Source organism: Hymenobacter translucens (assembly GCF_020685205.1).
GTDB lineage: Bacteria > Bacteroidota > Bacteroidia > Cytophagales > Hymenobacteraceae > Hymenobacter > Hymenobacter translucens.
Window position 1 is genome coordinate 61,829 of the sequence record NZ_JAJERB010000005.1, and the last position, 25,743, is coordinate 87,571.

General features: G+C 62.0%; 20 protein-coding genes and 2 tRNA genes. 8 read left to right on the forward strand and 14 right to left on the reverse strand.

What is annotated here, in order from left to right:
- Nucleotides 1-61: 61 nt before the first annotated feature.
- Both xrtX and LJY25_RS12360 read left to right on the forward strand, forming a co-directional pair.
- Complete coding sequence (gene xrtX, locus LJY25_RS12355; protein WP_227608657.1) at nucleotides 62-607, forward strand: exosortase X; 546 nt, start codon at nucleotides 62-64, stop codon at nucleotides 605-607.
- Complete coding sequence (locus LJY25_RS12360; RefSeq protein ID WP_227608658.1) at nucleotides 600-1,166, forward strand: XrtX-associated membrane protein; 567 nt, start codon at nucleotides 600-602, stop codon at nucleotides 1,164-1,166. The genes xrtX and LJY25_RS12360 overlap by 8 nt, the downstream gene beginning before the upstream one ends.
- 20 nt (nucleotides 1,167-1,186) lie before the next feature.
- Here LJY25_RS12360 and LJY25_RS12365 read toward each other — a convergent pair whose 3' ends face one another.
- From LJY25_RS12365 to mutS, 8 genes are all read right to left on the reverse strand, one after another.
- Complete coding sequence (locus tag LJY25_RS12365; protein WP_227608659.1) at nucleotides 1,187-1,933, reverse strand: DUF6577 family protein; 747 nt, start codon at nucleotides 1,931-1,933, stop codon at nucleotides 1,187-1,189.
- A 29-nt stretch (nucleotides 1,934-1,962) separates the two neighbouring features.
- A complete protein-coding gene (locus LJY25_RS12370; protein ID WP_227608660.1) occupies nucleotides 1,963-4,440 on the reverse strand; it encodes a TonB-dependent receptor in 2,478 nt (825 codons plus the stop codon).
- Entirely contained in the window at nucleotides 4,421-5,782 is a 1,362-nt protein-coding gene (locus LJY25_RS12375) for an HTTM domain-containing protein (RefSeq protein ID WP_227608661.1), read from the reverse strand. The genes LJY25_RS12370 and LJY25_RS12375 overlap by 20 nt, the downstream gene beginning before the upstream one ends.
- On the reverse strand, nucleotides 5,782-6,894 hold the full coding sequence (locus LJY25_RS12380; RefSeq protein WP_227608662.1) for an imelysin family protein: 1,113 nt from the start codon (nucleotides 6,892-6,894) through the stop codon (nucleotides 5,782-5,784). The genes LJY25_RS12375 and LJY25_RS12380 overlap by 1 nt, the downstream gene beginning before the upstream one ends.
- A gap of 84 nt (nucleotides 6,895-6,978) precedes the next feature.
- Nucleotides 6,979-8,121 carry a DUF4856 domain-containing protein gene (locus LJY25_RS12385; RefSeq protein WP_227608663.1) on the reverse strand — a complete coding sequence of 381 codons (1,143 nt, stop codon included), beginning with the start codon at nucleotides 8,119-8,121 and terminating at the stop codon, nucleotides 6,979-6,981.
- 390 nt (nucleotides 8,122-8,511) lie between these two features.
- Nucleotides 8,512-8,594 (reverse strand) — tRNA-Leu (locus LJY25_RS12390).
- Nucleotides 8,595-8,666: 72 nt separating this feature from the next.
- A tRNA-Gly gene (locus LJY25_RS12395) sits at nucleotides 8,667-8,739 on the reverse strand.
- 135 nt (nucleotides 8,740-8,874) lie between these two features.
- Nucleotides 8,875-11,553: a DNA mismatch repair protein MutS gene (gene mutS, locus LJY25_RS12400; RefSeq protein WP_227608899.1), complete on the reverse strand. Its 2,679-nt coding sequence runs from the start codon at nucleotides 11,551-11,553 to the stop codon at nucleotides 8,875-8,877.
- 190 nt (nucleotides 11,554-11,743) lie between these two features.
- Here mutS and LJY25_RS12405 point away from each other — a divergent pair, with 190 nt between their 5' ends.
- From LJY25_RS12405 to LJY25_RS12415, 3 genes are all read left to right on the forward strand, one after another.
- On the forward strand, nucleotides 11,744-12,298 hold the full coding sequence (locus LJY25_RS12405; protein WP_227608664.1) for an RNA methyltransferase: 555 nt from the start codon (nucleotides 11,744-11,746) through the stop codon (nucleotides 12,296-12,298).
- A gap of 213 nt (nucleotides 12,299-12,511) precedes the next feature.
- Nucleotides 12,512-15,118 (forward strand): T9SS-dependent M36 family metallopeptidase, encoded by a 2,607-nt coding sequence (locus LJY25_RS12410; RefSeq protein WP_227608665.1) that lies wholly within the window; start codon nucleotides 12,512-12,514, stop codon nucleotides 15,116-15,118.
- Between the two features lie 283 nt (nucleotides 15,119-15,401).
- Nucleotides 15,402-16,193 carry a J domain-containing protein gene (locus LJY25_RS12415; RefSeq protein WP_227608666.1) on the forward strand — a complete coding sequence of 264 codons (792 nt, stop codon included), beginning with the start codon at nucleotides 15,402-15,404 and terminating at the stop codon, nucleotides 16,191-16,193.
- Between the two features lie 77 nt (nucleotides 16,194-16,270).
- On the opposite strand, the gene LJY25_RS12420 is transcribed toward LJY25_RS12415, so the two are convergent.
- Nucleotides 16,271-17,038: a TerC family protein gene (locus LJY25_RS12420; RefSeq protein ID WP_227608667.1), complete on the reverse strand. Its 768-nt coding sequence runs from the start codon at nucleotides 17,036-17,038 to the stop codon at nucleotides 16,271-16,273.
- A gap of 120 nt (nucleotides 17,039-17,158) precedes the next feature.
- On the reverse strand, nucleotides 17,159-17,650 hold the full coding sequence (locus LJY25_RS12425) for a YajQ family cyclic di-GMP-binding protein (protein ID WP_227608668.1): 492 nt from the start codon (nucleotides 17,648-17,650) through the stop codon (nucleotides 17,159-17,161).
- A gap of 187 nt (nucleotides 17,651-17,837) precedes the next feature.
- On the opposite strand from LJY25_RS12425, the gene LJY25_RS12430 reads away from it, so the two are divergent.
- On the forward strand, nucleotides 17,838-18,275 hold the full coding sequence (locus LJY25_RS12430) for a GNAT family N-acetyltransferase (RefSeq protein ID WP_227608669.1): 438 nt from the start codon (nucleotides 17,838-17,840) through the stop codon (nucleotides 18,273-18,275).
- On the opposite strand, the gene LJY25_RS12435 is transcribed toward LJY25_RS12430, so the two are convergent.
- Nucleotides 18,270-18,593: a DUF962 domain-containing protein gene (locus LJY25_RS12435; RefSeq protein ID WP_227608670.1), complete on the reverse strand. Its 324-nt coding sequence runs from the start codon at nucleotides 18,591-18,593 to the stop codon at nucleotides 18,270-18,272. The genes LJY25_RS12430 and LJY25_RS12435 overlap by 6 nt on opposite strands.
- A 108-nt stretch (nucleotides 18,594-18,701) precedes the next feature.
- On the opposite strand from LJY25_RS12435, the gene LJY25_RS12440 reads away from it, so the two are divergent.
- On the forward strand, nucleotides 18,702-19,184 hold the full coding sequence (locus LJY25_RS12440; RefSeq protein ID WP_227608671.1) for a PaaI family thioesterase: 483 nt from the start codon (nucleotides 18,702-18,704) through the stop codon (nucleotides 19,182-19,184).
- Nucleotides 19,185-19,294: 110 nt separating this feature from the next.
- Here the strand turns inward: LJY25_RS12440 and LJY25_RS12445 are convergent, their stop codons facing one another.
- The 3 genes from LJY25_RS12445 to LJY25_RS12455 all read right to left on the reverse strand — a co-directional run bounded on the left by LJY25_RS12445 (nucleotide 19,295) and on the right by LJY25_RS12455 (nucleotide 22,033).
- Complete coding sequence (locus LJY25_RS12445; RefSeq protein ID WP_317206597.1) at nucleotides 19,295-20,293, reverse strand: NYN domain-containing protein; 999 nt, start codon at nucleotides 20,291-20,293, stop codon at nucleotides 19,295-19,297.
- A gap of 677 nt (nucleotides 20,294-20,970) precedes the next feature.
- Nucleotides 20,971-21,711: a metal-dependent hydrolase gene (locus LJY25_RS12450; protein ID WP_227608673.1), complete on the reverse strand. Its 741-nt coding sequence runs from the start codon at nucleotides 21,709-21,711 to the stop codon at nucleotides 20,971-20,973.
- Nucleotides 21,712-21,811: 100 nt separating this feature from the next.
- Nucleotides 21,812-22,033, reverse strand: coding sequence for a hypothetical protein (locus LJY25_RS12455; RefSeq protein WP_227608674.1), 222 nt, complete (start codon nucleotides 22,031-22,033; stop codon nucleotides 21,812-21,814).
- 172 nt (nucleotides 22,034-22,205) lie between these two features.
- Between LJY25_RS12455 and mfd the strand changes: the two genes are divergently transcribed.
- Nucleotides 22,206-25,655: a transcription-repair coupling factor gene (mfd, locus tag LJY25_RS12460; protein ID WP_227608675.1), complete on the forward strand. Its 3,450-nt coding sequence runs from the start codon at nucleotides 22,206-22,208 to the stop codon at nucleotides 25,653-25,655.
- Nucleotides 25,656-25,743 lie beyond the last annotated feature (88 nt).

Genomic DNA, 25,743 nt, shown 5'->3' on the forward strand with positions numbered 1-25,743 from the left:
CAGGCTCCCAGGCTGCGCGCAGCTTTTGCCCGAATTCTGAAATTGCCGTAGCTTTAACCCTATGGCAACCTTTGAGGCTCCTTCCCGTCGACCGTTGTACCGCTTTGTGCTGGTGGCGGCGGGGTTTTACCTGGTTTGGTTTTTTGTGTATGAGCTGTGGCTGGCGCTGGACGGCCGGCTTGATGATGCCCTGTGCGCCAACATTGCCGCTGCCAGCGCCGCCACGCTCCGCCTCTTTGGCTTCGACGCCTCCATCCACGGCCTGGATTCCCACCTGCTGCTGATTGCGTCCCAGCCCGTGGTCACGGTGGGCAACCCCTGCAACGGGCTGGTGCTGTATGCGCTGTTCACCGGCTTTATTTTAGCCTTCCCCGGGGCCTGGCGGCACAAGCTCTGGTTTATCCCGGCGGGCGTGGCCAGCATCTACCTGCTCAACATTATCCGGGTGGTCGCCCTGGCCATCAACCACCATTACTCTCATCACACCGTCGAGTTCAACCACCACTACACCTTCACCTTCATTGTGTACGGCTGGATTCTGCTGCTCTGGATGTGGTGGGCTAACCGCCGGGCCGGCCTTTCCGCCGGGGTGCCGCGTTATGAGTGAGCTGCCCCGGACCCGGTTTCTGCCCGTCCGCTGGACCGGCCCCACCTACTGGCGGGCAGCCGGCATTGCCGGGCTCATCGTGCTGGTGTACTGCCTGGGGATCTACGCCGAGGAAGTGTTTGCCGGGCTGACCTCTCTGTGGCAAACCATCCTGCGCGGGCTGGGGCTCGATGAAACGCTGAGCGCCGTGCAGCAGGGCGTGAGCGGGCAGGTCACGACCCGGAGCCTGCCGGCCATGCTCTCCTATGGGCTGCTGTACACCGCCTGCTGCCTGGCCTTGCTCGGGCTGCTGCTGGGCTCGGTGCGCCGCCTGAAGGCAGCGCTGCTTTTGTACGCCGCCGTGTTTGGGGCCTGCACCCTGCTGGTGGTAGGCGGGAAGCTGGGTGGCGACGTGCGCTGGGCCTACCAGCTGGGCCGCCGCCTGATTGACTTTATCGTCTCGCCGCTGCCGGTGATTGTGCTGGCCCCGCTGCTGCGCCTGCTGCTGCCCGAGCCGGTGCCGGCCCTTCCCCACTCGGCGGCTCACCCCGCAGGCGCCGAAACTGTCGGCCGGTCCTGACCGGATAGCTAAGCTAAAGCCTACGCCGCTGCCGTTGTCAACAATGCTTCCCACCGCGGAGCGGCATTGTTCCGGGCGGCGTACTGTAACAGGAGTTCGGAGCTAAGCTCGTACTGCCCCCGTAAACTTGACAAGGCCGCCAGCAGCACCTGGTCCGACGTCGCCGCGGTTAGTTCGGGCAGCGTGCTGACATCCACCAGGAGCTTTTCCAGCCGGGCCGTAGGCACGCCCTGGATGCGCCGGACGGGGGACGCCCGCTGAAACGACCGGAGCACCACGATTTCCCGCCCTCCGGCTGCCAACGGCTCTATGCCCGCTTCGGCCAGGCAAAACCGGGGGGTGGCCTTCACCAGGCGGGAAGCCCACTGCAACTCGGCCCAGTTTACTTCCACCACCAGCCGGGCCGGAAGCTGAGGAAGAATAGCATGCAGCCACTGCGTCGACCACAAACAGCCCATTGGCAGCGACAGGCTGGCCTGCAGGTGCTGCCAGAGCTCCACCCACCCGGGTTCGAGCACGGGCTTGAACAACGTCTGCGCGACTGGTCCCCCGAAGGCCAGAAGCCCGGGCGCGACCTGGTGCAAAAGCTGACTGCGCACCAGACCCTGCCGAACCGAGGGCCACACCTCAGCCGTGACGGCGGGCAGGGCCTGGTCGAAAAAGGCCTGAAGCTCCGCCTCCGTAAACCGGGCCCGGTCGCGGAAGTGGCCTCGCAGCTGGGGCCACGCCCGCAGCACCTGTTCGTACGGGATAAGAAAACGGCTCATTTACCTGCAACTTCGCCATTCCAGTGGAATTACCACTTAACGGCCAGCGTCAGGAAAAAGCTGCGCCCATCGGAGGGCAGAATGCCAGGGCCCGGGTAGCCGGTGGCCCGGCGGGTGAAGTAGCGGGCGTTGCCCAGGTTGTTGACGCTGCCTTCGAGCTTAAACCAGCGCCGTTCCCATGCCACCGAGGCATCCAGAATCTGGTAGGCCGGAATCAGCCCGATTACGGCCGAGGTGGGGTCCGGACGCGCGTCCCGAGGGCTATTTTTGGCGTTGGTGGCTTCCGAATACTGGTCGGACAGGTAGGTAAACTGCACCGATGCCTTAACCGGCCCGAAGCCACCCTGCATCCCGGCCTTCAGGTTGACGTTGGGCACAAACTCCACCTGGTTACCCACCACCTGCACGTTCTGGCTCTGGGTGTAGCGGCTCCGGATCAGCGACACGTTGCCGAACGTGGACCAGCGCCAGCGCCCGGCTTGGGCATTAGGCTGCAGCACCTGTAGAATATCCGCCTCGGCGTAGGACTCCACGCCCAGAATCAGGGCCCGGCCGATGTTGTCGCGGTAGCGGAACGGGCGGTTGCCGGCATCATAGGTTCCGATTTCACCAATGCGGTTGTTGTAGGCCAGGGCAAACAGACTGATGTCGTACGTCAGCCACTGCCCCTGCTCCCCGCGCAGCCCCAGGTCGGCGGAGTAGCCGCGCTCATCTTCCAGATTCGGGTCGATAACCAGGGAGTTGTTCACAATCTGCATGTCGCCGAAGGTGATGGACCGGTAGTTCTGCGACACGTTGGCGTACAGCTCCCGCTCTTCAGTCGGCTTGTAGCTGGCTCCCAGGCCCCCGATAACAAAGGCACGCGGGCTGGTGCGCGTCTCCGGCGTAGTCCGCACGTCGGTGATGTTGCCGGCCAGGTCCCGCGACACGGTCTGGTAGGAGCCGTCGGCCCGGGTACGGATATACTCGACACGCACCCCGGGCGTCAGCGACAGATGCTCGCCGAAGTAGAAGATATTTTCGGCAAAGACGGCTCCGTTGTAGTTTGGAAACCGGTAGTCCGACGAGCCCGTGGGGGCATTGACCCCGGCGGCCGGCGCCTCGAACCGGAACTCGGCGGCGCGGCCGGCCGGGCCGGCGCCCTGAATGCTGTGGTTGTAGCCGCGGTACAAGCGGGTACCCACCAGCAGCACGCCACTTTTGGTTTCGCTCAGGGCGTAGCGGGTCAGGTAGCGCGCTTCGAGGCCCACGTTGCGAAAGTCGCCGGTGATAAGCTCCCGCTGCTGGGTGTCGGCGTCGGGGCGCTCCACGTAGCTGGTCCGGAAGCCGAGGGCATTGCGGGAAGCCAGCAGGCCAAAGGTGGTCAGGTTGAGACTGGAGCGCGGCGTGATCTTCCAGTCGGCCGAAAGGTTGAACAGGTTCCAGTCGACCTCAAACCAGTTGCGGGCCCGGTTGGACTGCCGGGGGTTTTCGGCAAACTGCTTGTCGCTCAGCCCACCCGGCTGCTGGGCCAGGTAGTCCATGTGCGTGACCTGGGCGCCCACCCGGAAGTTCTCGGTGAACTGGTAGCGCAGGTCGGCGTAGGCAGTTTTGCTGTTGAAGCCGGAGTTGGGCCGCCACCCGTCGCCGCGCTTGTACTGGGCAAAGGTGTAGTAGCTCAGCTTTCGTACCGTGCCGCTGACGCTGTTAAAGGAGTTGAAAAAGCCAAAGGAGCCGGCCGTCTGCCGCGACACGACCGATACGGTCTTGTCCGGCTCGGGAGCCCGCAGTTCGAAGTTGAGCAGCCCGCCAAACTGCGTTCCGTACTGCAGCGAGGCGGCCCCGCGCACGAGCTGAATCCGCTTAACGGCTTCCACCGGCGGAGTGTAGTAACTTTCAGGGTAGCCCAGTGCGTCGGCGGAGATGTCGTAGTTGTTCTGCCGCACGTTGAAGTTGCTGGTGCGGTTGGGGTCGAGGCCGCGGCCCCCGATGCTGAGCTGCAGGCCGCCCTGGTCACTTTCCCAGATGTTGAGCCCGGCCACCCGGGAGTACACCTGCCGGGCGTTGTTCGTAGCTAGGTTGGCTACCAGATTGTCGGGCACGATAACCTCGGTTTTCTTGGCCGCGAAAATGGCCGTGCCTTCCACTTCGCGCAGGCGCTGCTGGCCGAACCGGGCCTGGGGCGCGGCCACTACCACCTCCCGGAGCGTGCGTTCCCGCCGGGCGAGGGTAAACTCCAGAACGCCGCTGTCGGAGCTTACTTCGACCTCCGCTTTGGTGGTTTCGTGGCCGATAGAGGAAAACTGCAGCTGCTGCCGGCCGGGCGTCAGCCGGTTCAACGTAAACCGGCCGGCCGAGTCGGAGCGGGCAATCTGGCGGGAGCCGCGCACATACACCTCGCAGCCCGCCACCGGCAGGTTCGTGCCGGCTTCGCGCACCCTCCCCTGCAGGCTGAGCTGCTGGGCCACGGCCGAAAACGAGGCCAGGGCGCTGACGACCAGCGCGGCGCTATAAACCGGTAATTTCATCGTCGAAAGGTAAGATCCAAGGCTTGGGGCGCAGGTCGTCGGACACGCGGGCCAGGTCCACGGTGGGGTCGATAAAGCTTTTGCCCAGGCGCCCGTTCAGGCTCACGTAGGCATCGGCGTATACTTTGGGTGACTGTACGCCGCGCCGGGCGTAATAGTCGCGCAGGTAGTGGGCAAACTGCACCAGCATGTCGGGCTGGGTGCTCATCATCTTTTCCTGCAGCACGGTCAGGTGCTCGTAGTTGTTGACCAGCCGGGCCCGGCCCGTTGCGCCGTCGACCACCTTGAACTGTACCTGCCCCATCTTTTCCATGAGCATCACCCGCCAGGAAAACCGGTAGCCTTCCTCGGTCCAGAACAGCTCCCGCGGATACAGCAGGTACCGAAACGGCACGGCCAGCTGCACCACGAAAAACACGCCCAGCCCGATGAGCAGCAACTGCCGCCGGGCCGGGCTGTACTGAAGCGGAGCGGCTTGCGGAGCGGCCTCGGGGAGGCGCAGCAGGCGGCGCAGGCGGTCAAGGGCCCGCTCGTGCCAGGTTGCGGGAAAAAAGATCAGAGCCGCTACCATCATCACGTAGGGAAACATGCCGATGGGAAACAGCACTGCCGTGAGCACGTGGAAGATGACTACCGTAGCATACGCCCAGGCCCGGGTGCGGCGGTTCAGCAGAAAAAAGGGCACCGTAAGGTCGTAGAAGGCCCCGAACCAGCTGAAGGCATAGGCCACCCACACCTGCCCCAGCAGCGGGCCGATAAGCGGCAGGTCGTTTTTGGCCGGCAGCCAGATGCGCAGGGGCATGGCGTGCACGAGCCAGTCGGAGTTGAGCTTGGCCAGCCCGGCGTAGCAGTACACGATGCCCATGAGCAGGCGCAGCGCGTCCACCGTCCAGCGCGGCACCTGGTTGCGCCGCCGGCTGGGGTTCAGGCTGGAATCCAGGGAGAAGTAGCGCCCGGCCGGCAGCAGCACCAGCAGCAGCGCCACCAGGCTTACAAAATAGTAGTGGTTCAGGTAGGTGCTTTTGTCCATGAGCTCGATGTAGGTGAAGCTCAGGAACAGCCCGGCTGCCGCGGTGCGGTACCAGTAGCCCACGGCTACCAGTACGGCGCACAGCCCGCAAAGCGCGAACAGCCCGTAGGTGTAGGGCCCCAGCGGCCGGACCCACTCAAAGCCGTAGTAGGGAAAGAAGAACTTCGGCTTCAGGTAGAGCTCCTCAATCCAGCCCTTGGCCCAAAAACGCACCACGCTGGCCAGTACCAGCAGGCCAAAGGCCAACCGGAACGTAGCCAGCGGGGCAGCTGGAAGGTAGGAATGGAAATAGCGCCGGAGCCCTTCGCCCATTAGTCGCCGTCGTTGTCCACGTAGGTCACCGTCACGCTTAGGGCCGAGGTCATGTCCACCTTGATCAGGCGCACGGCCTTCTGCATCTCGTTGTAGGAGGCCACGGCGTCCGCGTTACGGCTGGTGATGGTGGCGAACAGGTCGGGGCCGAGGGAGCTGAGCTGCTGGGCCGACACGCCGAACTGGGTGTTGATAAGGCTGGTCAGGCTTTCTCCCGAGCGGCTGTCCTTGGCTCCCACGGCGTCGAGGTAGCTTTTCAGGGAAGGCTGGCCGGGCCGGCCATTGAAGAAGCCCTGCACCGTGGCGTGGGCCGTGGTAGCCAGCAGCAGCGGCAGGCTGCCCCGGTGGTAGTAGGCTTCAATCCGGGTCGGCAGGGGCGTCCCGGTCATAACGCCGGCCGGAATACCGATTTTACCGGCCCGCAGATACCGCTCGTAGTACAGGGAGTACGCGTTGATAACCCGCGAAAGCGAGGAGCTGGCGTCGGTGCCGGAATTGTTGATAAAGGTGTCGCGGTACGAGCCGTTCCACTGCGTGTACACCGTGCCAAAGGTCTGGTCCATCTTGGCCATCACGTCGGTCAGGTAGCGCCGGTGGGCGGCCGAGGAAGCATACTGCTGCACGATGGCGTCGTCGCCGGTGGCAATGCCGTTGAGCAGGTAGTCCAGGGCCGGGAAGCCCTGCTGCGGAATGGCCGTCGACAGCTCGAAGTTATAGGAACCTGAGCTGATGTTGCGGTTAATGCCGGCGGCATCGGCCGGGTAGATGTTGAAGTGGTTGCGCAGGCTTACCGCTTCGGCCGGGCCGAACTCGTACAGCTCCACCTTCTGCCACTCCACGTACGCGGCCTGCCAGGCCTGCCGCACCTCGGCCAGCGTAGCCGTCGTGGGCGTTGTCGTAAAGGCGGCCGTTTTGCTTTTCAGCGTCGTCAGCTTGCCATTAAAGCGCTGGTAGCCTGGCTTGATGAGGCTGTCGGCCCACTGCGTGAGCAAGGCTTTGCGGTCGGGACCGGTGGTGGGCTCTACGGTTTCGCCGCCGGGGTTTTTCTCGCAGCTGAAGATGCCCAGCGTCAGGAGCAGCAGCGTCAGGACAGACAGGAGTGACTTTTTCATGAAGAGCTGATTTCGCGGCGAAGGCCAACAAACCACGCAGCACCGCTACCCGATTTGTTGGCCCTGAGCCCGCCGGTGAGGCGACTACTGAATGTTGAACTTGGCTTTGATGGCGTTGATGGCTACATCGGCCTGGGCGTTGGTCAGGCTCCAGGCGCCGTTGGTACCCGAGGTCAGGCCATTAAGCAGGTTGTCGGAGAAAGCGGCGTCAGCACCATACTTGGTGCAGAAGCGCAGCGAGTAGATAAAGCCCAGCCCTTCAGCCAGCGCATGGGCCTTCACGTCGAGGGCCGGAGCAGCTTTCCAGTTCGTCAGGTACGACACGGCCGATAGGGCAATGGTCTTTTCCAGCTCGGTCCGGATGATAGCAGCCTGGGCCTGTACGCCGGACAGGTCGTTGTTTACAATGGCGGCACGCCCTTTCAGGAAAGCCATGTACACGCCCGGCGAGGCCGGACCGTTTTTCTCGTTCAGGTAGCCGGCCAGAAACCGCTCCCGGGGGGTCAGGGCAATGTCCGTAGTCATGATGGCGTTGCTGGTCATGTAGCCGTAGGCCAGATCCCAGTTGTGCTCCAGCTCCGAGTAGGTTTTGCCGCTAACTACTTTGCTGTTGTCCGCTTTCAGAGCCTGGTCCGTGAGCAGCACGTTGTCGATCTGGTCCAGCAGCAGGGCTCCGATCAGCGCCTTCTGAATGACCTGGTTTACTTCGATGCCGTTGCCATCCACCAGGTAGCGGCCCAGGCGACCGGCCGAGCCGGGCGTAGCGACGCTGTTCACCGACTGGCTGGCTACGGCCAGCTTGGTGATGTTCTGGTCGATATAGCGCCGCACCACATCCGCGTTGGCGCTGCTGAAAGAAGCCGCCGTGGTATTCCGCAGCTGCAGCCCCGACGCGTTCAAAGCCGGGGCCGTGAAGGTAGAGCCGGTATAGAGGCTGTTGAGCCGGTTCACGTCGAGCGTGGAAGGCGTAGCCGGGGGGGCCACTGCCACCTGCGCCATGTAGTTGTTGAATTCCGTGAACATGTCGAGCCGCGTCGTCGACGTGCTCAGGTCCACCGTAGAAGCTCCGCTGGCATCTTTAAACGACTCCGTGTAGCGCGACGTGGCCGTCAGGGAGCTGGCATCCATCTTGGTGCGCAGGGCCGGTACTGCTTCGTTGTCATCATCACAGGAAGTGAAGCCGAAAGCGAGGGTGATCAGTGCGAGCGATGCGAATTTAAGGGACATGAAGCCTGTTGATTAAGGTGATTGATGCGACAAAGGTATAGCTTATTTGGAAAGATTACAGATAAGCGGAAAGAATTTATTTATAGCTGGTCTAAATAAGACCTGCTGCGTTCTTTCATCAGGCTGCCCGTCCATTTTGCTTCCGCTTGACAGGAAGAACCCGCAGGGAGTTCGTACCGCGGCCTGAGCCTGAACCTTTATGGTTTGTCCTGCCCGCAATCTGGTTGGGGTAGGTCCTCGTTATCAGAGCGGGCAGTTCCGGGGACGTTTGCTGCCTGTTGCGCGGCGCCCCGTGGCTTACCCGTAAGCAGCTGCTTTGCCCGTTCCTTGCCTTTTAGGCTTGCCAGCGCACAAAAAAGCCCCTTTACACACGGTAAAGGGGCTTTATCGTACCAGAGACGGGAATCGAACCCGTACGCCTATTCGGCAAGGGATTTTAAGTCCCTCGTGTCTACCAATTCCACCACTCCGGCAAAAACGGGGATGCCACAAAAGTAAAAAGACGTTGCGGGCGGGCAACGTCTTTTTACTTTTTTACTTAACTGAGCGGGAGACGAGGTTCGAACTCGCGACCTCGACCTTGGCAAGGTCGCGCTCTACCAACTGAGCTACTCTCGCTTGAGGTAAGCCACCGTAGTGGCTAATGGTGCGACAAAGGTAAGCACGTTTTTTCTCGTGTCAAGACCCTGCCTGAAAAAAATTTGCTTTTACAGCCTGCTGAAAGCATTTCTACCTCATTTTCAGGGCCTTTTTTTACGCCTTGCCCGCGGCGGCCAGCTTCAGCTCGTTGAGCTTGAGCAGGGCTTCGATGGGTGTCAGCGTGTTCACATCGAGCTGAGTTAGCTGCTCCCGGATGCGTTCCAGGGTGGGATCGGCGGGCTCGAACATACTGAGCTGCAGGGTCGGGCGCGGGGCGGTGGCTACGGCCGCAGCGGGGCGGGCTGCCGGCTTACGCCCTCCCGCCGGGGCAGAATCAGCCTCCAGTGGCGCCGCTTCCAATCCAGCCAGCACTTCGTCGAGCAGGGTGCTGCCTTCGCTGGTGCTGGTGCGCTCCTGCTCGAGATGGTGCATGATTTCGTTGGCCCGCAGCACGACGGCGGTGGGCATGCCGGCCATGCGCGCCACGTGGATGCCGAAGCTGTGCTCCGATCCGCCCGGCGTGAGCTTGCGCATAAACAGGATGCGCCCGTCGGCTTCCTTTACGGCCACGTTGTAGTTGCGCACCCGGGGACACTCGTCGGCCAGCTGGTTGAGCTCGTGGTAGTGGGTAGCAAACAGGGTTTTGGCCCGGGCCTTGGGAGCGTTGTGCAGGTGCTCCACAATAGCCCAGGCAATGCTGATGCCGTCGTAGGTGCTGGTGCCCCGCCCGATTTCATCCATCAGCACCAGGCTGCGGTCCGAAAGGTTGTTGAGAATGGAGGCCGTTTCGGTCATCTCCACCATAAAGGTGCTTTCGCCCTTGCTCAGGTTGTCCGAAGCACCCACTCTGGTAAAGATCTTGTCAATAACCCCGATGGTGGCTGCTTCGGCCGGTACGAACGAGCCGATCTGGGCCAGCAGCACAATCAAAGCCGTCTGCCGCAGCAGGGCCGACTTACCCGCCATGTTCGGGCCCGTGATGATGACGATCTGCTGCTCGTCCTGGTCCAGGCGGATGTCGTTCGGGATGTAGGCCTCACCGGGCGGCAGCTGCCGCTCAATCACCGGGTGGCGGCCCTGGCGGATGTCCAGCACGGTGGAGTCATCCACGACCGGCTTCACGTACCGGTGCTGCCGGGCGGTGGTGGCAAACGACGCCAGGCAGTCGAGCACGGCCACGGCACGGGCATTCTGCTGAATCTGCGGTACGAAGTCCATGGCTGCCAGCACCAGCTCATTATAAAGGCTCTGCTCGATGCCGAACAAACGCTCCTCGGCCGTCAGAATCTTCTCCTCGTAGGTTTTCAGCTCCTCAGTCACGTACCGCTCGGCGTTTACCAGGGTCTGCTTCCGGATCCAGGATTGGGGTACTTTGTCCTTGTGGGCGTTGGTGACTTCGAGGTAGTAGCCGAATACCTTGTTATAGGCCACCTTCAGGGAGCTGATGCCGGTGTTCTGCTGCTCGCGCTGCTGAAGCTGGAGCAGGAAGTCCTTGCCCGAAAAGGCAATGCCGCGCAGCTCGTCCAGCTCGGCATCCACCCCGTCGTTGAGCACGTGGCCCTGGTTGGTGAGCACGCCCGCATCGGGCCGGATCTTGGCCTTGATTTCGTCGCGCAGGGTGGCGCAGGGGTTGAGCTGCTCGGCCAGCTTTTGCAGGGCCCGCAGCTCCGAGCCGGCCAGCAGGTCGCGGATCGGGCTGATGGCCTCCAGGGCGCGGCTTAGCTGCAGCAGCTCCCGGGGGTTGATACGGCGAACGGCCACCTTGGAAATCAGCCGCTCCAGGTCGTTGATCTGCCGCAGCTGCTGGGTGAGCTCCCCGAGCAGGTCGGGGTTGGCCAGCAGTCCTTCTACCGTGTCGAGGCGGCGCTGAATCTGCACCGGCTCCTTGAGGGGCAAAACCACCCACTTACGCAGCAGGCGGGCACCCATGGGCGTAATGGTCTGGTCGAGGATGTCAATGAGTGGCACGCCGCCCGCGTGCTGGGGCTGCACCAGCTCCAGGTTGCGCACCGTAAACCGGTCGAGCCATACGTACTTGTCTTCTTCCAGCCGCCCGATGTTGGCAATGTGCCCGACCTCGCTGTGCTTGGTTTCGTCGAGGTAGTGTAGGATGCAGCCCGCCGCCACGATGCCCTCCCGCAGGCTGTCGATGCCATAGCCCTTGAGCGACGTGGTTTTGAAGTGACGGGTGAGCGTGTCGTGGCAGTAGTCGAAGCCGAAAACCCACTCATCCAGCGCGTAGTGGCAGAAGTCGGGACCAAAGTGCTGCTCGAACTCGGCCCGGCTGCGCTTGCAGAACAGCACCTCGGCCGGGGCAAAGTTCTGCAGCAGCTTGCCCAGGTAGTTCAGGTCGCCCTGAGCCACCAGAAACTCGCCGGTGGAGATGTCCAGAAACGAAATACCGGCTTCGTGCTTGCCGAAGTGAATGGCGGCCAGGTAGTTGTTGCTTTTGCGCTCCAGCACATTGTCGTGGTACGACACGCCGGGCGTTACCAGCTCCGTAATTCCGCGCTTGACTAGGCCCTTGGCCAGCTTGGGGTCCTCAAGCTGGTCGCAGATGGCGACGCGCTGTCCGGCCCGCACCAGTTTGGGCAGGTAGGTGTCGAGGGAGTGGTGCGGAAAGCCGGCCAGGGCTACCTCCGAGGGCGTGCCGGCCCCGCGCTTGGTCAGCACGATGTCGAGGATGCGGCTCGTCGTGACGGCATCCTCGGCAAAGGTTTCGTAGAAGTCGCCCACCCGGAACAGCAATAGCGCCCCGGGGTGCTGCTGCTTGAGGGCGTAGTACTGCTTCATCAGGGGCGTGTCGCCCACCGCTACGGGCGTAGTATGGTCCGGACCGACCGATTTAATGGCAAACTTGGACTTGGGAGCAGCAGTAGACAAAACAGAGGAAATAGCGCGCCGGTAGGCGCCGGGTCGAAATCAGAGAAGCTGGCGACCTGCAAGACACGGGTTGCGCGGCCGCCAGTTCCTACCTTTGGGAATGCGCAAACTCTCGATGGAAGAGCTGAACCGGCTCTCGGTGCCAGACTTCAAAAATACGCAAAAATTCCCCCTTACCCTTGTGCTCGACAACGTCCGCAGCCTGCATAATGTAGGGTCGGCGTTTCGTACGGCCGATGCCTTTGCCATCGAGAAAATCTGGCTGTGCGGCATTACCGGCCGCCCTCCCCAGCGCGAAATCACCAAAACGGCCCTGGGCAGCACCGAGTCGGTAGCCTGGGAGTACGCGGCCTCCACCGTAGAAGCCATCGGGCAGCTTAGGGCCGCCGGCTACGCCATCATTGCCGTGGAGCAAACCACCGGCAGCCAACCCCTGCCAAGCTTCCGGCCCGAGGCCGGCCGGGGCTATGCGCTGGTGCTGGGCAACGAGGTATTCGGCGTGGACGACGAGGTGCTGGCCTTGTGCGATGCGGCCGTTGAAATTCCGCAGTTTGGAACCAAACATTCCCTGAACGTGTCGGTGGCCGCAGGAGTAGTCCTGTGGGACTTCCTCACCAAAATAAATATGCGTCAACCGGTTAACCCGGTGAAATAACATCGGATAATCACTATTTTTACGGTACCCCGACGCAACTCTTCTTCCCCGGCCCGGGTCATTGCAATATCCCCGAAACCTGTGTAAATTTGGAACGGCCAGACGCTTAACCCCTTCTGACCTTCCCCTGATTCTTCTTTTTTCCACTTCCAATTTTATTCTATGAAATCACCCTTTACCGCATCAGGGTGCCGTGCTCTGGCCGTAGCTGCTATGCTAGCTATTCCGGGTCTGGCCTCTGCCCAAACTGCTCCCCTGAGCAGCGCGTTGAGCTACCTTGGCGAACAGCGGACCCGTCTGGGTCTGAGCGCCAACGATGTAGCCAGCCCCGCCGTTACCAGCCAGTACACCGATGACCACAACGGCCTGACACACATTTACCTGCGTCAGCGCTACCAGGGTATTGAAGTGTACGGCGCCGTAGCCGATCTGCACGTGAACCGGGCCGGCCAGGTGATTTCGATGCACAGCAGCTTCCTGCCCAACCTGGCTGCTGCCGTTCGGGGCACTTCCCCGAGCCTCTCGCCCGAGCAGGGCATTGCCGCCGCCGCCCGCAGCCTGAACATGCCCGCTCCCCAGGGACTGCGCGTGGAAAAGGAAGGCACCCCGGCCGAGGGTCTGGTTTACAACGATGGTGGCATCTCGCTGGAGAAAATTCCGGTAAAGCTGATGTACCAGCGCACCGCCGACGGTTCGCTCGTGCTGGCCTGGGACGTAACGCTCTATCCCCAGGACGCCAAAAACTACTGGAATGCCCGCGTTGACGCGCAGTCCGGCAAGCTGCTCGACAAGTATGATTACACCGTAAACGATGCCCTGTCGTTTTCGGCACTGACCCGGCGTGCCCTCGCTACGCCTTCGTGGCCGGAGCCCGTTACCACTACGGCATCCCGCGGCAGCGGCGTATCAGTGCCCAACAGCTACAATGTAGTTCCCCTCACCATTGAAAGCCCCAGCCACGGCGTACGCCGGGTAGTGGCCAACCCCGCCGACGTAGTTGCCTCGCCCTTCGGCTGGCACGACGACAACGGTGTAGCCGGTCCGGAGTTTACTTACACCCGCGGTAACAACGTAAACGCCTACGACGACCGTCTGGGACGTAACCTGTTCCTGGCCAACCGCGGTCAAAGCCCCGACGGCGGCGCTAACCTGGAGTTCGACTTCAACTTCAACCCCGCGGTTCGGCCTGCCAACAACCTCTCTTCAGCCGTTACCAACCTGTTCTACTGGAACAACCAGATGCACGACGTGATGGCCCGCCACGGCTTCACGGAGTCGGCTGGTAGCTTCCAGATCACGAACTACTCGGGCCGCGGCCTCGGCAACGATGCCGTGAACGCAGAAGCCCAGGATGGTGGCGGTACCAACAACGCCAACTTCTCAACTCCCGTTGACGGCAGCCGCCCCCGCATGCAGATGTACCTGTGGTCGGCTCCGGCCGGCAGCGGTAGCCTCACCATCACGGCTCCGGCTTCCGTAGCCGGCACCTACCCCGTTGGTCAGGCTGACTTTGGCAACCCGCTGTCGGTACTTGCCGGTCAGCTGAATAACCTTGTACTGGTTGCCGACCGCTCGACCAAGCCCACCCGCGGCTGCGACGGTCCCCTGCTCAACGCTGCTGCCCTGAACGGCAAAATCGCGCTGATTGAGCGCGGCAAGTGCACGTTCGCTCTTAAGGTTAAATTGGCTCAGGATGCCGGCGCCACGATGGCTATCATCATGGACAGCCTGGTAACGGCGACGCCGAACGGCATGACGGGCTCGGCTCCTGATTCCATCGGAATCCGGATTCCCTCCCTGTTCATCACGAAAGCCCTCGGCGACCAGTTGAAAGCTATTCTGACCGCTGGCGGTACGGTAACGGCTAGCGCCGATGGTGCTCCCGGCCGCGATGGTGACTTCGACAACGGCATTATTGCTCACGAGTACGGCCACGGCATCTCGAACCGCCTGACCGGTGGCCCTGGCAACTCAAGCTGCCTGCCCAACAACACGGGCTACGAAACGATGGGCGAGGGCTGGAGCGACTTCTTCGGTCTGTGGATGACGACCAAGCCTGGTGACGTTGGAACTACGCCCCGCGGTATCGGAACCTACGCCACGGGCGAGCCGATCACCGGCCTTGGCATCCGTCGCTATCCTTACAGCACGGACATGACGATTAACCCCTCGACCTACGCCCTGATCGGTGCTCCCTACACGCAGACCCACGACGTTGGGGAAGTATGGGCCGCAGTGCTGTGGGACCTGAACTGGGCCCTGATTCAGCAGTACGGCTACAACCCGGACCTGAGCGGCACCACGGGTGGCAACAACATTGCTCTGCGCCTGGTACTCGACGGCTGCAAGCTGCAGCCCTGCACCCCGGGCTTCCTCGATGGTCGCGACGCTATCCTGCTGGCTGACCGCCAGGCAAACGGCGGCGCCAACCAGGCCCTGATCTGGCAGGTATTCGCCCGCCGGGGCATGGGTTCCAACGCCGTACAGGGTTCGTCGACCAGCGTAACCGATAACACCGTCGGCTTCTCCATGCCGACCCTGAGCACCAAGAACGCTCTGCCCGAAACTGCGCTGGAGGTATATCCCAACCCGGCTAACAGCCAGCTGACGGTTCGTACCCAGCTGAACAGCAGCACCCCGGTGCAGGTTACGGTTCTGAATGTACTCGGCAAGACCATGATGACCACCTCTATCCCGGTTGCCCGCATGCAGCAGGATGGTGTGAGCCTGAACACGGCTGAGCTGTCGGCTGGTATCTACCTGGTGCGCGTAAGCACTTCGGAAGGTACCGTCACCAAGAAAGTGGTAGTTCAGCATTAAGCTGCGCCGCTTCCCGTTAAAAACCCGTCCGGCCCTGCGCCGGGCGGGTTTTTTCTTGTCCTTGGTTTACTACTCCAGCCCGCCCAGGAAGCTGCCGCCGGGCGCAGCCGGGGCCGGAACTACCCATCGGCGGCCGGTCGTTTTGCGCCGGAGCCGACTGCTGATACCCGATATGGCTGACCGGTCGAAACTTCCGTTTATTCTTTCCGCTTGCTATTCTCCTGATGCCCTGCTATTCTGAGGGGCGCAATTGCCTGCTCTGCCCCTGCCCGCCGCCTGCTGCATGAAAAACTATTACCAGATTCTGGGCATACCGGAGCAAGCCAACGCCGCCGTTATTCGCCAGGCGTACCGGCGCCTGGTTTTGCTTACCCACCCCGACCGCACCCCCGATCCGGCCGCGCACGCCCGCTACCTGGAGGTGAACGAGGCCTACGACACGCTCAGCAACAGCAGCCGCCGGTTTCACTACGACGCCCGCCTGGCGGCCAGCCGGCGGCCCCGGCCCGTAGCTGCTCCTCCCCCACCCGATGTTCCTCCGCCGGCAGCTTACCCGCCCCCGCCCCGCCGGGCAGGACCGAAGCCCGAGCCGTATGCCGAGCACTACCGCCGTCTGCGGCCCTACGGCCGCGCTGTAGGCTGGCTGGGACTTGCAGTGGTTCTGCTACTCACCATCGACGGGTTCTGGACCCGGACCTTTCCGGATGAGCCCATCTTAGCGCTGGAATACTCCCGGCCCCACGGCCGACGGTCGGAGCGTTATTTCACCGTTCACACGCCTAACGCGAAGTTCAGGGTATCCAATATAACCGTGCTGGAGCAGTATGACCGGCTGCGCATCCGGCGGAGCGCCCTGTTGCGGCAGGTCCGGCAGATTGTGGTTTTGTCGGGGCGGGGGGCCGGGCAGAGGGTTGCGTATCCAAACATCTACGACTCGCTCTGGCTGCTGCCCCTGCTGCTGGGTGCCAGCTCGCTCGTCACTATCCGGCCTACCCTGCCCAAGGAGCACGTCTTCAACCTGGCTTTCGTTACCATCATTCTGCTTGTAATTGTAGCATTTTCGCTGACCGGCTGATTGCGGAAAAGCTTAAAAGAAAGCCCCTGCTTTCCCGCTGAGCGGAAAGGCAGGGGCTTTCTGCACGACGGCCCTGCTTAGTCGAAGCGGGAGTCGCGGAGCTGAACGGGCTCGGCCTTCTTGCGCAGGCGCATATTGAGCAGCTCCACCAGCAGGGAAAAGAACATGGCGAAATAGATGTAGCCCTTCTCGATTTCCTTGTGGAAGGCCTCCATCACCAGCATGACCCCGATCATAATCAGAAACGACAGCGCCAGCATCTTGATAGTGGGGTTGCGGTTTACAAACGTGCTGACCAGGCCCGAGAAAGCCAGCATCACGGCCATGGCCAGTACCACGGCCAGAATCATGATAAGCACATTGTCAACCAGTCCCACGGCCGTCAGGATAGAGTCGAAGCTGAAGACAATGTCGATGATGATAATCTGCAGGATAATGCGCGACATAGTACCATACACGGGTGCACCACCCTCTTCTTCGCCTTCGCCCTGGAGCTTGGTGTGAATCTCGGTGGTGCTTTTACCGATCAGGAACAGGCCACCGAACAACAGGATAATGTCGCGCCCGGTCACCCCGAAGTCGTGGTCGGCCCACGGCACGTCGAGGTGGAACAGCGGGGCCTTGAGGCCCACCAGCCAGGAAATACTCAGCAGCAGCGCCACGCGGAACAGCAGGGCCAGGATCAGGCCGATGGTGCGGCCCCGGGCCTGCTGCTCGGGCGGCAGGCGGTTTACCACAATCGAAATGAAGATGATATTATCGATACCCAGCACGATTTCCATGAACGTGAGGGTCAGGAGGCTTACCCAGGTATTGGGGTCGGAGAAAACCGAGAAGTCGAACATTCTTTCTTTTGTAAGCTAATGCGTTTTAAATCGATTGCCGGGCGACCTGCGGGGCGCTGAACGTGAACCGGAGCCGGCAGCCAACCAAGCTGGCTGCCCCGGCGCTGGCCCGGTGGTTTATCAGGACTTCATGTTCACGAACTGCAGGGGCTGGCCGATATCCGCTTTGCGCAGCAGGGCAATAACCTGCTGCAGGTCGTCAATCTTCTTGGCCGTGACCCGCACCTGCTCGTCCTGAATCTGGGCTTCCACCTTCACCTTGCTGTCCTTGATGAGCTTCTGAATCTTGCGGCTGGTATCCTTGTCGATGCCGGCCCGCACCTTCACTGTCTTTTTCACCAGGGCCCCGGCCGCCTGCTCGTCGGCCGAGAAGTCGAGGCAGGTGCCGTCGAGGCCCTGCTTTACGACGCGGCCCAGCAGAATGTCTTCCAGGGCAGTGAGGCGCATGGAGTTTTCCGAGCTGAGCTGAATGGTGTTGGCCTTTTTGTCGAGCTCGATACCACCTTTGGTGTCGCGCAGGTCGTACCGGGTCTGCAGCTCTTTTTTGGCCGTATTCACCGCGTTTTCCAGCGTCTGCGGATCTACTTTGCTTACGATGTCGAAGGATGCCATGGGAGAGAAAGTGGGAAAGTGGAGGCGTAAGGGCAGCCCGGCGCCGGGCGGGGCCAAAGGTAGCCGTTTGCCCGTACCGGTAAACACCCTGGTTTGAAGCTACGCCTCCCTGCTACGGCAGTCCGCCCGGCCAGGGTTGTCCGAATTCACCGTTCCCTTACCTTGCACCACCAGACGTTTCACGCCGATGCCCGTTACCTCTCCCCGCTCCGCTGCCGAGCTTGACGCCTGCTATCAGCTGCGCTACGCCGTGCTGCGCCAGCCCTGGGGCCAGCCCCCCGGCTCGGAGCGCGCCCCCGACGATGAGCTGCCCGAAACGGTGCAGGCCATGTACACAGCCGACGACGGCGCCGTGGTGGGCGTGGCCCGCCTGCACGCCTCCGGCCCGGGCGAGGCCCAGGTACGCTACATGGCCGTTCACCCTGACTGGCAGGGCCGGGGCGTGGGCCAGCAGCTGCTGCACTACCTCGAAAACCAGGCCCGGCAGCAGGGGCTGCATACGTGCGTGCTGCACTCCCGCGAGTCGGCGGTGGGCTTTTACGAACGCCTGGGCTACTCCGTGGTAGAGCCGTCGCACACCCTGTTCGGCACCATTCCGCACTTTCTGATGCGCAAAGCCTTATGAGTTGACCGGCCCGAACCGCTCCCGTCCGCGCCACAGGTCGAAGTACAGCTTAAAGTCGCCGCGCAACGACAGCCAGGGGTGCTGAAAGGTGGCCGGGCGGTTGTGCTCAACGAAAAAATGCCCGACCCAGGCAAACCCGTACGCGGCCATGACCCCGGCCAGGATCAGCCAGGGCTGCCGCAGCACCAGCGTCAGCACCAAAGCCAGCAAAAACAGGGAGGTGCCGATGAAGTGCAGGATGCGGGTGCCGCGCTGCCGGTGGTCGTGCAGGTAGCGCGGGTAGAATTCCTGAAAGCTGAGTGATTCGGAAGAAGCCATGGCGTAGAGACAGAGGAAGGTGGCAGATTCCCGTAAAATAGCAGTTTCCCGGGCAAGTGGTAGGTTTGCGCTGCGCACCTTCGCCCTCACCTTCCCAGCTTGCACCGTATGGAGCAGTTTCCCGACGTGGCTACCCTCGTGGCCATTTACAACCAGATCAACCACTACGGCCGCACCAACGGCATGCAGCTCACGCTGACGACGCCCGGTGAAGTCACCTACACCATGACGGTGCGCGAAGACCACCTTTCCTCGCCCGGCACCTGCCACGGAGGCGTGCTAGCCGGCCTGATGGACTCGGCCCTCGGCGCGGCGGCCCTGTCCCTGGCGTTTAAAGCCGGGGAGCTGGTTTCCACCGTCGAGTTTAAAATCAACTACCTGCACCCGGTTCGCCTGCACGACCGCCTCGTGGCGTATGGCAAAGTGGAGCATTCCGGTAAAACGCTGATTGTAGCCAGTGCCGAGGTTCGCTGCCCGGAGCGGGAGCTGGTCGTGGCCCGGGGCATGGGCACCTTCAACCGCTACCCGGCCGACAAGCGCGACTTCCACCGCCTGCTCTTCCCCGACTCCGAAGCCCCGACGGAAGGCTAAGCGCTTCGTGGCGCTGGAACCCGATAAAAACACCAACGCCGGATGCTCTGCCTGGGGGCAGAATCATCCGGCGTTAATAACGAAGCCCAGGCCCGCGGCCCGGCGGCGAATTAAAGTACGTCCGAGGAGCTGGCCGAGGCGTGCTCGTGGGTTTCGTCTTCGTAGTCGTCGCCCTCGTTGTCGATCTGGGGCGGCTGCACCTTGCGCACCTGACGGGCACAGTCCTCGTCGCGGTGGTTGCGGCCTACAGTAAACTCCACCCAGTCGCCCTCGCGCAGGTCGTTGAAGTCGCCCTCGGCCATGTCGGCGTAGCTGAAAAACAGGTTGTTGGGCGGCATTACCACGAAGCCGAAGCCGTTCTTCAGGTTCTTGATGGTGCTCATGCCGATGGTGCCGACCGGGCCGGCGGCCGTGGGGCCGGTGGGGCGCACGGGCTTCACGCTGGGGAAAGCGGCGGGCTCCGGCTGGTTGACGAACAGGTTTTCCACCACTTCATCGGCATCGGCCAGGCCGCGGTCAATTACGTCGTGCATGGCTACCGGGTAGGTAGCGTGGTCGAGCAGCAGCTGGGAGGCGCGGGTCACGCGGTTCTCGCCTTTAAAGTCGACGTACTTGAAGTCCCAGTTCAGCAGCATCACCCGGGTACCGATGGTGTTGAGCTTTTTGATCAGGGGCACAAAGTCGGAGTCGCCGGCAATCAGCACAATCACGTCGAAGCTCTTGTGCAAAGCCAGCTCCAACGCTTCCAGAGCGAGCCACACGTCGATGCCCTTTTCCTGCAGGCGGCCGTCGCGGGTTTTCAGGGGCATGTAGTGGGTGCTGATACCCATGTTCATGAGCACGTCGTCGAGCAGACGGTCGTGGAACAGGCGGTCTTTGTCGCGGGCTTCGGTGGCGCTGAGGCGGCCCCGGAAAAAGTGCGCGTCGGTAACCTGGCTCAGACGAACGTCTACATCCTCCTCTTCGGCTACCTGGTGGCGGATAAACTCGTGGAGACCTTCGAGGCTGATCCGGGCTTTGCGTTCGTGCTGGAAGTAGTAGTAATCACTGATCTTAAGGAAATAATTGCCGTCGTAAAAGACGCCTATCCTTATCAGAGGGCTATTCATCTGGTTCATACAAAAAGGGCGTTTGTGCGCAAAAGGTGAGGTGAGGATGGGAAGAGCGGGTTGAGAAAACGATTTTGCCTGTCCGGGCGAGGCCGCAGGACGAGGAGGGAGCAAGCAAACTCCGGTGATAGTGGCAGCGGTCGTAGCTGAAACTCGACGGTAAAGGCTAGCCGAAACCTAATAAAATAAAGCAAGTTTCCATTCTATCCAGTTGCATTAATATGTGATTAACCATAGCCACCTAACCCAGCAGCCGCCTGCTGTCCCGGTATTGTGCTTCACCGGGCAAGACTACCAACTTCCGTTTAATGATACAATATACAAAAATAATATATCATAAAATATATTATCAATAAAGCGTGGTAGCAGGCTAACCAACTTCATTTTACCCGGCTGGGCTGCGAAGCTAAACCCTGGGCGCGGCCCAAGCAAATTTTAGGGCTTCATCTTTTTATCCAACTACGGTGATCCTCCCGTTAATCCACGGGCGTAGTGCCATAATCCAGTATAATTATATTTCTGAAAGATTAAAGTAGCACTAATTGGCAGGGAGACTGCCGCTAACTGAACAACCGCCCCCTATGCACTCGACCCTCTCCGGCGAGGCTTCACCCCAGCGCTGACCTGATCTTTGCAACCTGTTAGCAGGCAGCCTCCATTCCGGTGCGGCCAGCAGGTCAGAACTGCATGCGCCCCACCACCAGCCCCAGCACCAGCAGTCCGTAGCCAATGCAGACGACTACTTCCAGCAGGTTGCCCATCCTGGAGCCGGTCGAAATCAGAGGCACCTTAAAGGCATAGTCCGACAATGGCAGAAACCAGCGCACTCCCGATTTGGTGAGCGTATCGGCCAGTAGGTGGGAGACGTAGCCGGCCCCGGCGTAGTGGGCCACCCCATGCCAGCCCAGCGACTTATTGGCCAGAAACCCGATGTAGGTCCACAGGGCCGTAGCCCAGATGGTGTGGGTCCAGGACCGGTGGGTGGTGAAGGGAGCCAGCGCCACGAAGGTACCCAGCAAGCTTACCCACAGAAATCCGAAGTACAGGCCCGCTACCACCGTGCAGCCGCCGGTGAACAGCAGTGCCAGCTTGCGGGCCGAGCCGCCCTGCAATGCCACGCCCAGCAGCCCGAAGGCCAGCGCCGCCGTGAAGCCCATGTTCCGGTCGGGGCCGGGGGGCAGCAGGAAGTGGGTGTACGCCGCCACGCCCGCCCCGGCCGCGGCAAAGGCCCAGCGGACGTAGCCCTGGGAGAAGCCCAGGCGCTTGCTGAGGCGCGACTCGGGATGGTCGAGGTCGGCAGCCAGGGCCGAGAAGCCGGCCAGGGCAATGCCGGGGGCAGAGAAGGGCACGCCGGGCACGAGCCCGCCAATGGCCACGCCGGTAATAAGGCCGATGGCCAGGTGAGAAGAGCCGCGCACGAAAACGAAAAGTTGAGCAGAAAGGCCGGGACGAACACCCGGCTTCCGCAGGAAACCGGCGCGCTGGCCTCCGCGAAGATACGAGCGGGGCGTGGGGCGGCTACAGTCCGGCTTCGCCCGACGGCTCAGGCAGCTGCAGCCACAGCTCCTCGCCGTTGGGCTGCCGGTACCCGTCGTGGCGCTTGGCGGCAACCCGCAGCGCCAAGGCGGGTACTACGCGCTTCGGGCTGACTTTCTGATACGCCATGGTCATGCGCTGCCAGTTGTCCCAGGCTTCAAAGTTAAAGTCGTGGTCAAGAGCAGGATTACGGGTCGGATCCATAGGGAAGCGTTTTTCCAGTTTAACTACACAAAAGTAAAAAACTTCCGGATATAGTCGAGCCTGCCCGGGTTGCCAGAAACCTTCCCGCCGTGGGCTCTGTATTCTTCCTTTCGGGGGCAACGCCGGCGCCGCCTACCTTTGCCCCTCTCCTCTTTTAGCTTTCCGAACCCCGTTGAAGGTCACCGATTTTCTCCAGCTCTACCGCCTCGACCCCACCGTGCTGACGGTGGGTGCCCGGCTGAACCCGGCCACGGCCCGCTCCTTGCGCGCGGGGGCCCCGGCCGAGACCCTGCCCCGCCTGCACCTGCGCGGCCTCGTGGGCAGCCAGGACGCGGTGCTGGCCGCCGCCGTGCACACCCTGTTTCCGGACCAGCACCACCTGTTCGTGCTGCACGACCGCGACGAGGCGGGCTACTTCCTGGCCGACCTGCAGCACCTGTTGCCCGACACCGAGCCGCTGGTATTCCCGAGCTCTTACAAGCGCCCCTACCACTTCGACGAAACCGAAAACGCCAATGTGCTGATGCGGGCCGAGGTGCTCAACCGCCTCAGCAGCAGCCGCACGGCAGCCGAAACCAAGCCGACGACCCGCGGGGAGCTGATCGTGACCTACCCCGAGGCGCTGTTCGAGAAGGTTATCAACCGCAAAAGCCTCGTCGCCAACACCTTTCTGGTAAAGGTGGGCGAGAAGCTCGACGTCAACTTTATCAGCGACATGCTGGCTGAGTACGACTTTGAGCGGACCGACTTCGTGTACGAGGCCGGGCAGTTTGCCGTGCGCGGCGGCATCGTCGACATCTTTTCCTACGCCAACGAGCTGCCCTACCGCATCGAATTGTTCGGCGACGAGGTGGAAAGCATCCGCACGTTCAACCCTGAAACCCAGCTGTCGGTGGAGGCCCGCAGCCTGGTCAGCATTATCCCGAACGTGCAAACCAAGCTGTTGCAGGAAACCCGGGAAGCCTTCCTGGACTTCATGCCCCGCCACACGGCCCTTTGGATGAAGGACGTGCGCCAGACGCTCGACATCGTGGACGAGTCGTTTGACCGGGCCGAGCTGAACTTCAAGGAGATGCTGGAGTCGGCGGCCGGGGTGCAGATCGTGAGCAAGCCGGCGGACCTGTTTGAGTCGGCCAAGACGCTGAAGAAGCTACTCGACAACTTCGCGGTGGTGGAGTTCGGCAAGCGGTTTCACTTCAAGACCGGGTCCGAGGAGTTCCTCTTCACGGCCAAGCCCCAGCCCTCGTTCAACAAGGACTTCAACCGCCTGGTCAAGAACCTCAAGGAAAACCAGCTCAGCGGCCTGACCAACATCATTGCCGCCGACTCGGTGCGGCAGGCTGACCGGCTCCGCACCATCTTCGACGAGCTCGACAACAACGTCAAGTTTCAGCACATGCTGCTGGCTTTGCGCGAAGGGTTCGTGGATGAAACGCTCAAGCTCGTGGTATACACCGACCACCAGCTGTTCGAGCGGTTTTACCGGGCCCAGGAAACCAAGAAGTTTTCGAAGAAAAAGGCCCTCACCCTCAAGGAGCTGCGCACCCTGTCGCCCGGCGACTACGTGACCCACCAGGACTACGGCATTGCCCGCTTTGCCGGCCTGACCCAGGTGGAAATCAACGGCCATTTGCAGGAAGCCATCCGCCTCGTGTACCGCGACGACGACGTGCTGACCGTCAGCATCCACGCCCTGCACAAGATTGCCAAGTACAGCGGGGCCGAGGGCACCCCGCCCACGATGAGCAAGCTGGGCTCCCCGGAGTGGGAAAACAAGAAGAAGTCGGTTAAGAAAAAGGTCAAGGACATTGCCGCCGAGCTGATCCGGCTGTACGCCAAGCGCAAGACCGCGCCCGGCCACGCCTTCGCGCCCGACTCGTTTATGCAGGCCGAGCTGGAGTCGAGCTTCATCTACGAGGACACCCCCGACCAGGCCAAGGCCACCGAGGACGTGAAGCGCGACATGGAGGTGCCCCACCCCATGGACCGCCTCGTGTGCGGGGACGTGGGCTTCGGCAAGACCGAAGTGGCCATCCGGGCGGCGTTCAAGGCCGTGGCCGACGGCAAGCAGGCCGCCGTGCTGGTGCCCACCACCATCCTGGCCATGCAGCACTACAAAACCTTCCGGGAGCGGCTGGCCAACCTGCCCGTGACGGTGGAGTACGTGAACCGCTTCAAGACCACCAAGCAGATCAAGGAAACCCTGGGCCGGGTGGCCGAGGGCAAAACCGACATCCTGATCGGTACCCACCGCCTCACCAACAAGGACATCAAGTTCAAGGACCTGGGCTTGCTCATCATCGACGAAGAGCAGAAGTTCGGGGTGAAAACCAAGGACAAGCTCAAGGAGCTGAAGGTGAACGTGGACACGCTGACCTTGTCGGCCACGCCGATTCCGCGCACGCTGCACTTCTCGCTGATGGGCGCCCGCGACCTGAGCGTGATTGCCACGCCCCCGCCCAACCGCCAGCCGGTGCAGACCGAGCTGCACGTGTTCGACGAAATCCTGATCCGCGACGCGGTAGCCCGGGAGCTGAAGCGGGGCGGACAGGTCTTTTTCGTGCACAACCGCGTCAAGGACCTCGACGAGCAGGCCGCCATGATTCTGCGCATGGTACCCGACGCCCGCATCACCACCATTCACGGGCAGATGGAGGGCGACCAGCTTGAAAAGCGGATGATGAAGTTCGTGGACGGGGAGTACGATGTGCTGGTAAGCACCAACCTGATTGAGTCGGGCCTCGACATTCCCAACGCCAACACCATCATCATCAACCGCGCCCACCTGCACGGCCTTTCCGACCTGCACCAGATGCGGGGCCGGGTGGGGCGCTCCAACAAAAAGGCGTACTGCTACCTGCTCACCCCGCCCGTGGCCGGCCTGCCCTCCGACGCCCGCAAGCGCCTGAGCACGCTCGAAGAGTTTTCGGACCTGGGCGCGGGCTTCAACGTGGCCATGCGCGACCTCGACATCCGCGGGGCCGGCAACCTGCTCGGCGGCGAGCAAAGCGGCTTTATCAACGACCTGGGCTACGAAACCTACCACCAGATCCTGGACGAGGCCGTGACCGAGCTCAAAGAAACCGAGTTCCGGGACCTGTTCCTCGGCGACACCACCCAGCGCCTGCAGGAAGCCGTGGGCAATAAGGGCCCCAAGGAGTGCAACATCGAAACCGACCTGCAGATTTTGATTCCCGACTCCTACGTGAGCAGCGTGTCGGAGCGCCTGCAGCTGTACAGCAAGCTCGACCGGGCCAAAAGTCCCGAGGAGCTGCGCAAGCTGGTAGCCGGCATGGTGGACCGGTTCGGCCCCCTGCCCGCCGAGGTCGAGCAGCTGGCCGACATCGTGAAGCTGCGCTGGCAGGCCTGCCAGGTAGGCTTCGAGAAGCTCACGCTCAAGAAGAACCTGCTGAAAGGCTACATCCCGGCCCTCAACAACGAGGCATACTTCCAGGGCGAGCAGTTCGGCAACATCCTCAACTACGTGCAGACCCACTCCCGCACCGCGAGCATGAAGGAGCGCAAGGAGCAGCTTATCGTCAGCATCGAGGAAGTGAAGAGCGTACAGGCCGCCAAGCGGATTCTAAGCGAGCTGGGGAGCGAGGAAAAGGTGGGGGCGTAGGCTGACTTCCTGACTGAAATCAATAGGCGCTGTTTCCTCGGAAATAGCGCCTATTTTTATTGTCCCCGATTGCTACCGCCTCTATCCT

What these genes read in the sequence shown, in the direction of transcription:
- xrtX (WP_227608657.1), top strand. Translation starts at nt 62, where the DNA reads ATGGCAACCTTTGAGGCTCCTTCCCGTCGACCGTTGTACCGCTTTGTG.
- LJY25_RS12360 (WP_227608658.1), top strand. Translation starts at nt 600, where the DNA reads ATGAGTGAGCTGCCCCGGACCCGGTTTCTGCCCGTCCGCTGGACCGGC.
- LJY25_RS12365 (WP_227608659.1), bottom strand. Translation starts at nt 1,933, where the DNA reads ATGAGCCGTTTTCTTATCCCGTACGAACAGGTGCTGCGGGCGTGGCCC.
- LJY25_RS12370 (WP_227608660.1), bottom strand. Translation starts at nt 4,440, where the DNA reads ATGAAATTACCGGTTTATAGCGCCGCGCTGGTCGTCAGCGCCCTGGCC.
- LJY25_RS12375 (WP_227608661.1), bottom strand. Translation starts at nt 5,782, where the DNA reads ATGGGCGAAGGGCTCCGGCGCTATTTCCATTCCTACCTTCCAGCTGCC.
- LJY25_RS12380 (WP_227608662.1), bottom strand. Translation starts at nt 6,894, where the DNA reads ATGAAAAAGTCACTCCTGTCTGTCCTGACGCTGCTGCTCCTGACGCTG.
- LJY25_RS12385 (WP_227608663.1), bottom strand. Translation starts at nt 8,121, where the DNA reads ATGTCCCTTAAATTCGCATCGCTCGCACTGATCACCCTCGCTTTCGGC.
- mutS (WP_227608899.1), bottom strand. Translation starts at nt 11,553, where the DNA reads ATGAAGCAGTACTACGCCCTCAAGCAGCAGCACCCCGGGGCGCTATTG.
- LJY25_RS12405 (WP_227608664.1), top strand. Translation starts at nt 11,744, where the DNA reads ATGCGCAAACTCTCGATGGAAGAGCTGAACCGGCTCTCGGTGCCAGAC.
- LJY25_RS12410 (WP_227608665.1), top strand. Translation starts at nt 12,512, where the DNA reads ATGCTAGCTATTCCGGGTCTGGCCTCTGCCCAAACTGCTCCCCTGAGC.
- LJY25_RS12415 (WP_227608666.1), top strand. Translation starts at nt 15,402, where the DNA reads ATGAAAAACTATTACCAGATTCTGGGCATACCGGAGCAAGCCAACGCC.
- LJY25_RS12420 (WP_227608667.1), bottom strand. Translation starts at nt 17,038, where the DNA reads ATGTTCGACTTCTCGGTTTTCTCCGACCCCAATACCTGGGTAAGCCTC.
- LJY25_RS12425 (WP_227608668.1), bottom strand. Translation starts at nt 17,650, where the DNA reads ATGGCATCCTTCGACATCGTAAGCAAAGTAGATCCGCAGACGCTGGAA.
- LJY25_RS12430 (WP_227608669.1), top strand. Translation starts at nt 17,838, where the DNA reads ATGCCCGTTACCTCTCCCCGCTCCGCTGCCGAGCTTGACGCCTGCTAT.
- LJY25_RS12435 (WP_227608670.1), bottom strand. Translation starts at nt 18,593, where the DNA reads ATGGCTTCTTCCGAATCACTCAGCTTTCAGGAATTCTACCCGCGCTAC.
- LJY25_RS12440 (WP_227608671.1), top strand. Translation starts at nt 18,702, where the DNA reads ATGGAGCAGTTTCCCGACGTGGCTACCCTCGTGGCCATTTACAACCAG.
- LJY25_RS12445 (WP_317206597.1), bottom strand. Translation starts at nt 20,293, where the DNA reads ATGAATAGCCCTCTGATAAGGATAGGCGTCTTTTACGACGGCAATTAT.
- LJY25_RS12455 (WP_227608674.1), bottom strand. Translation starts at nt 22,033, where the DNA reads ATGGATCCGACCCGTAATCCTGCTCTTGACCACGACTTTAACTTTGAA.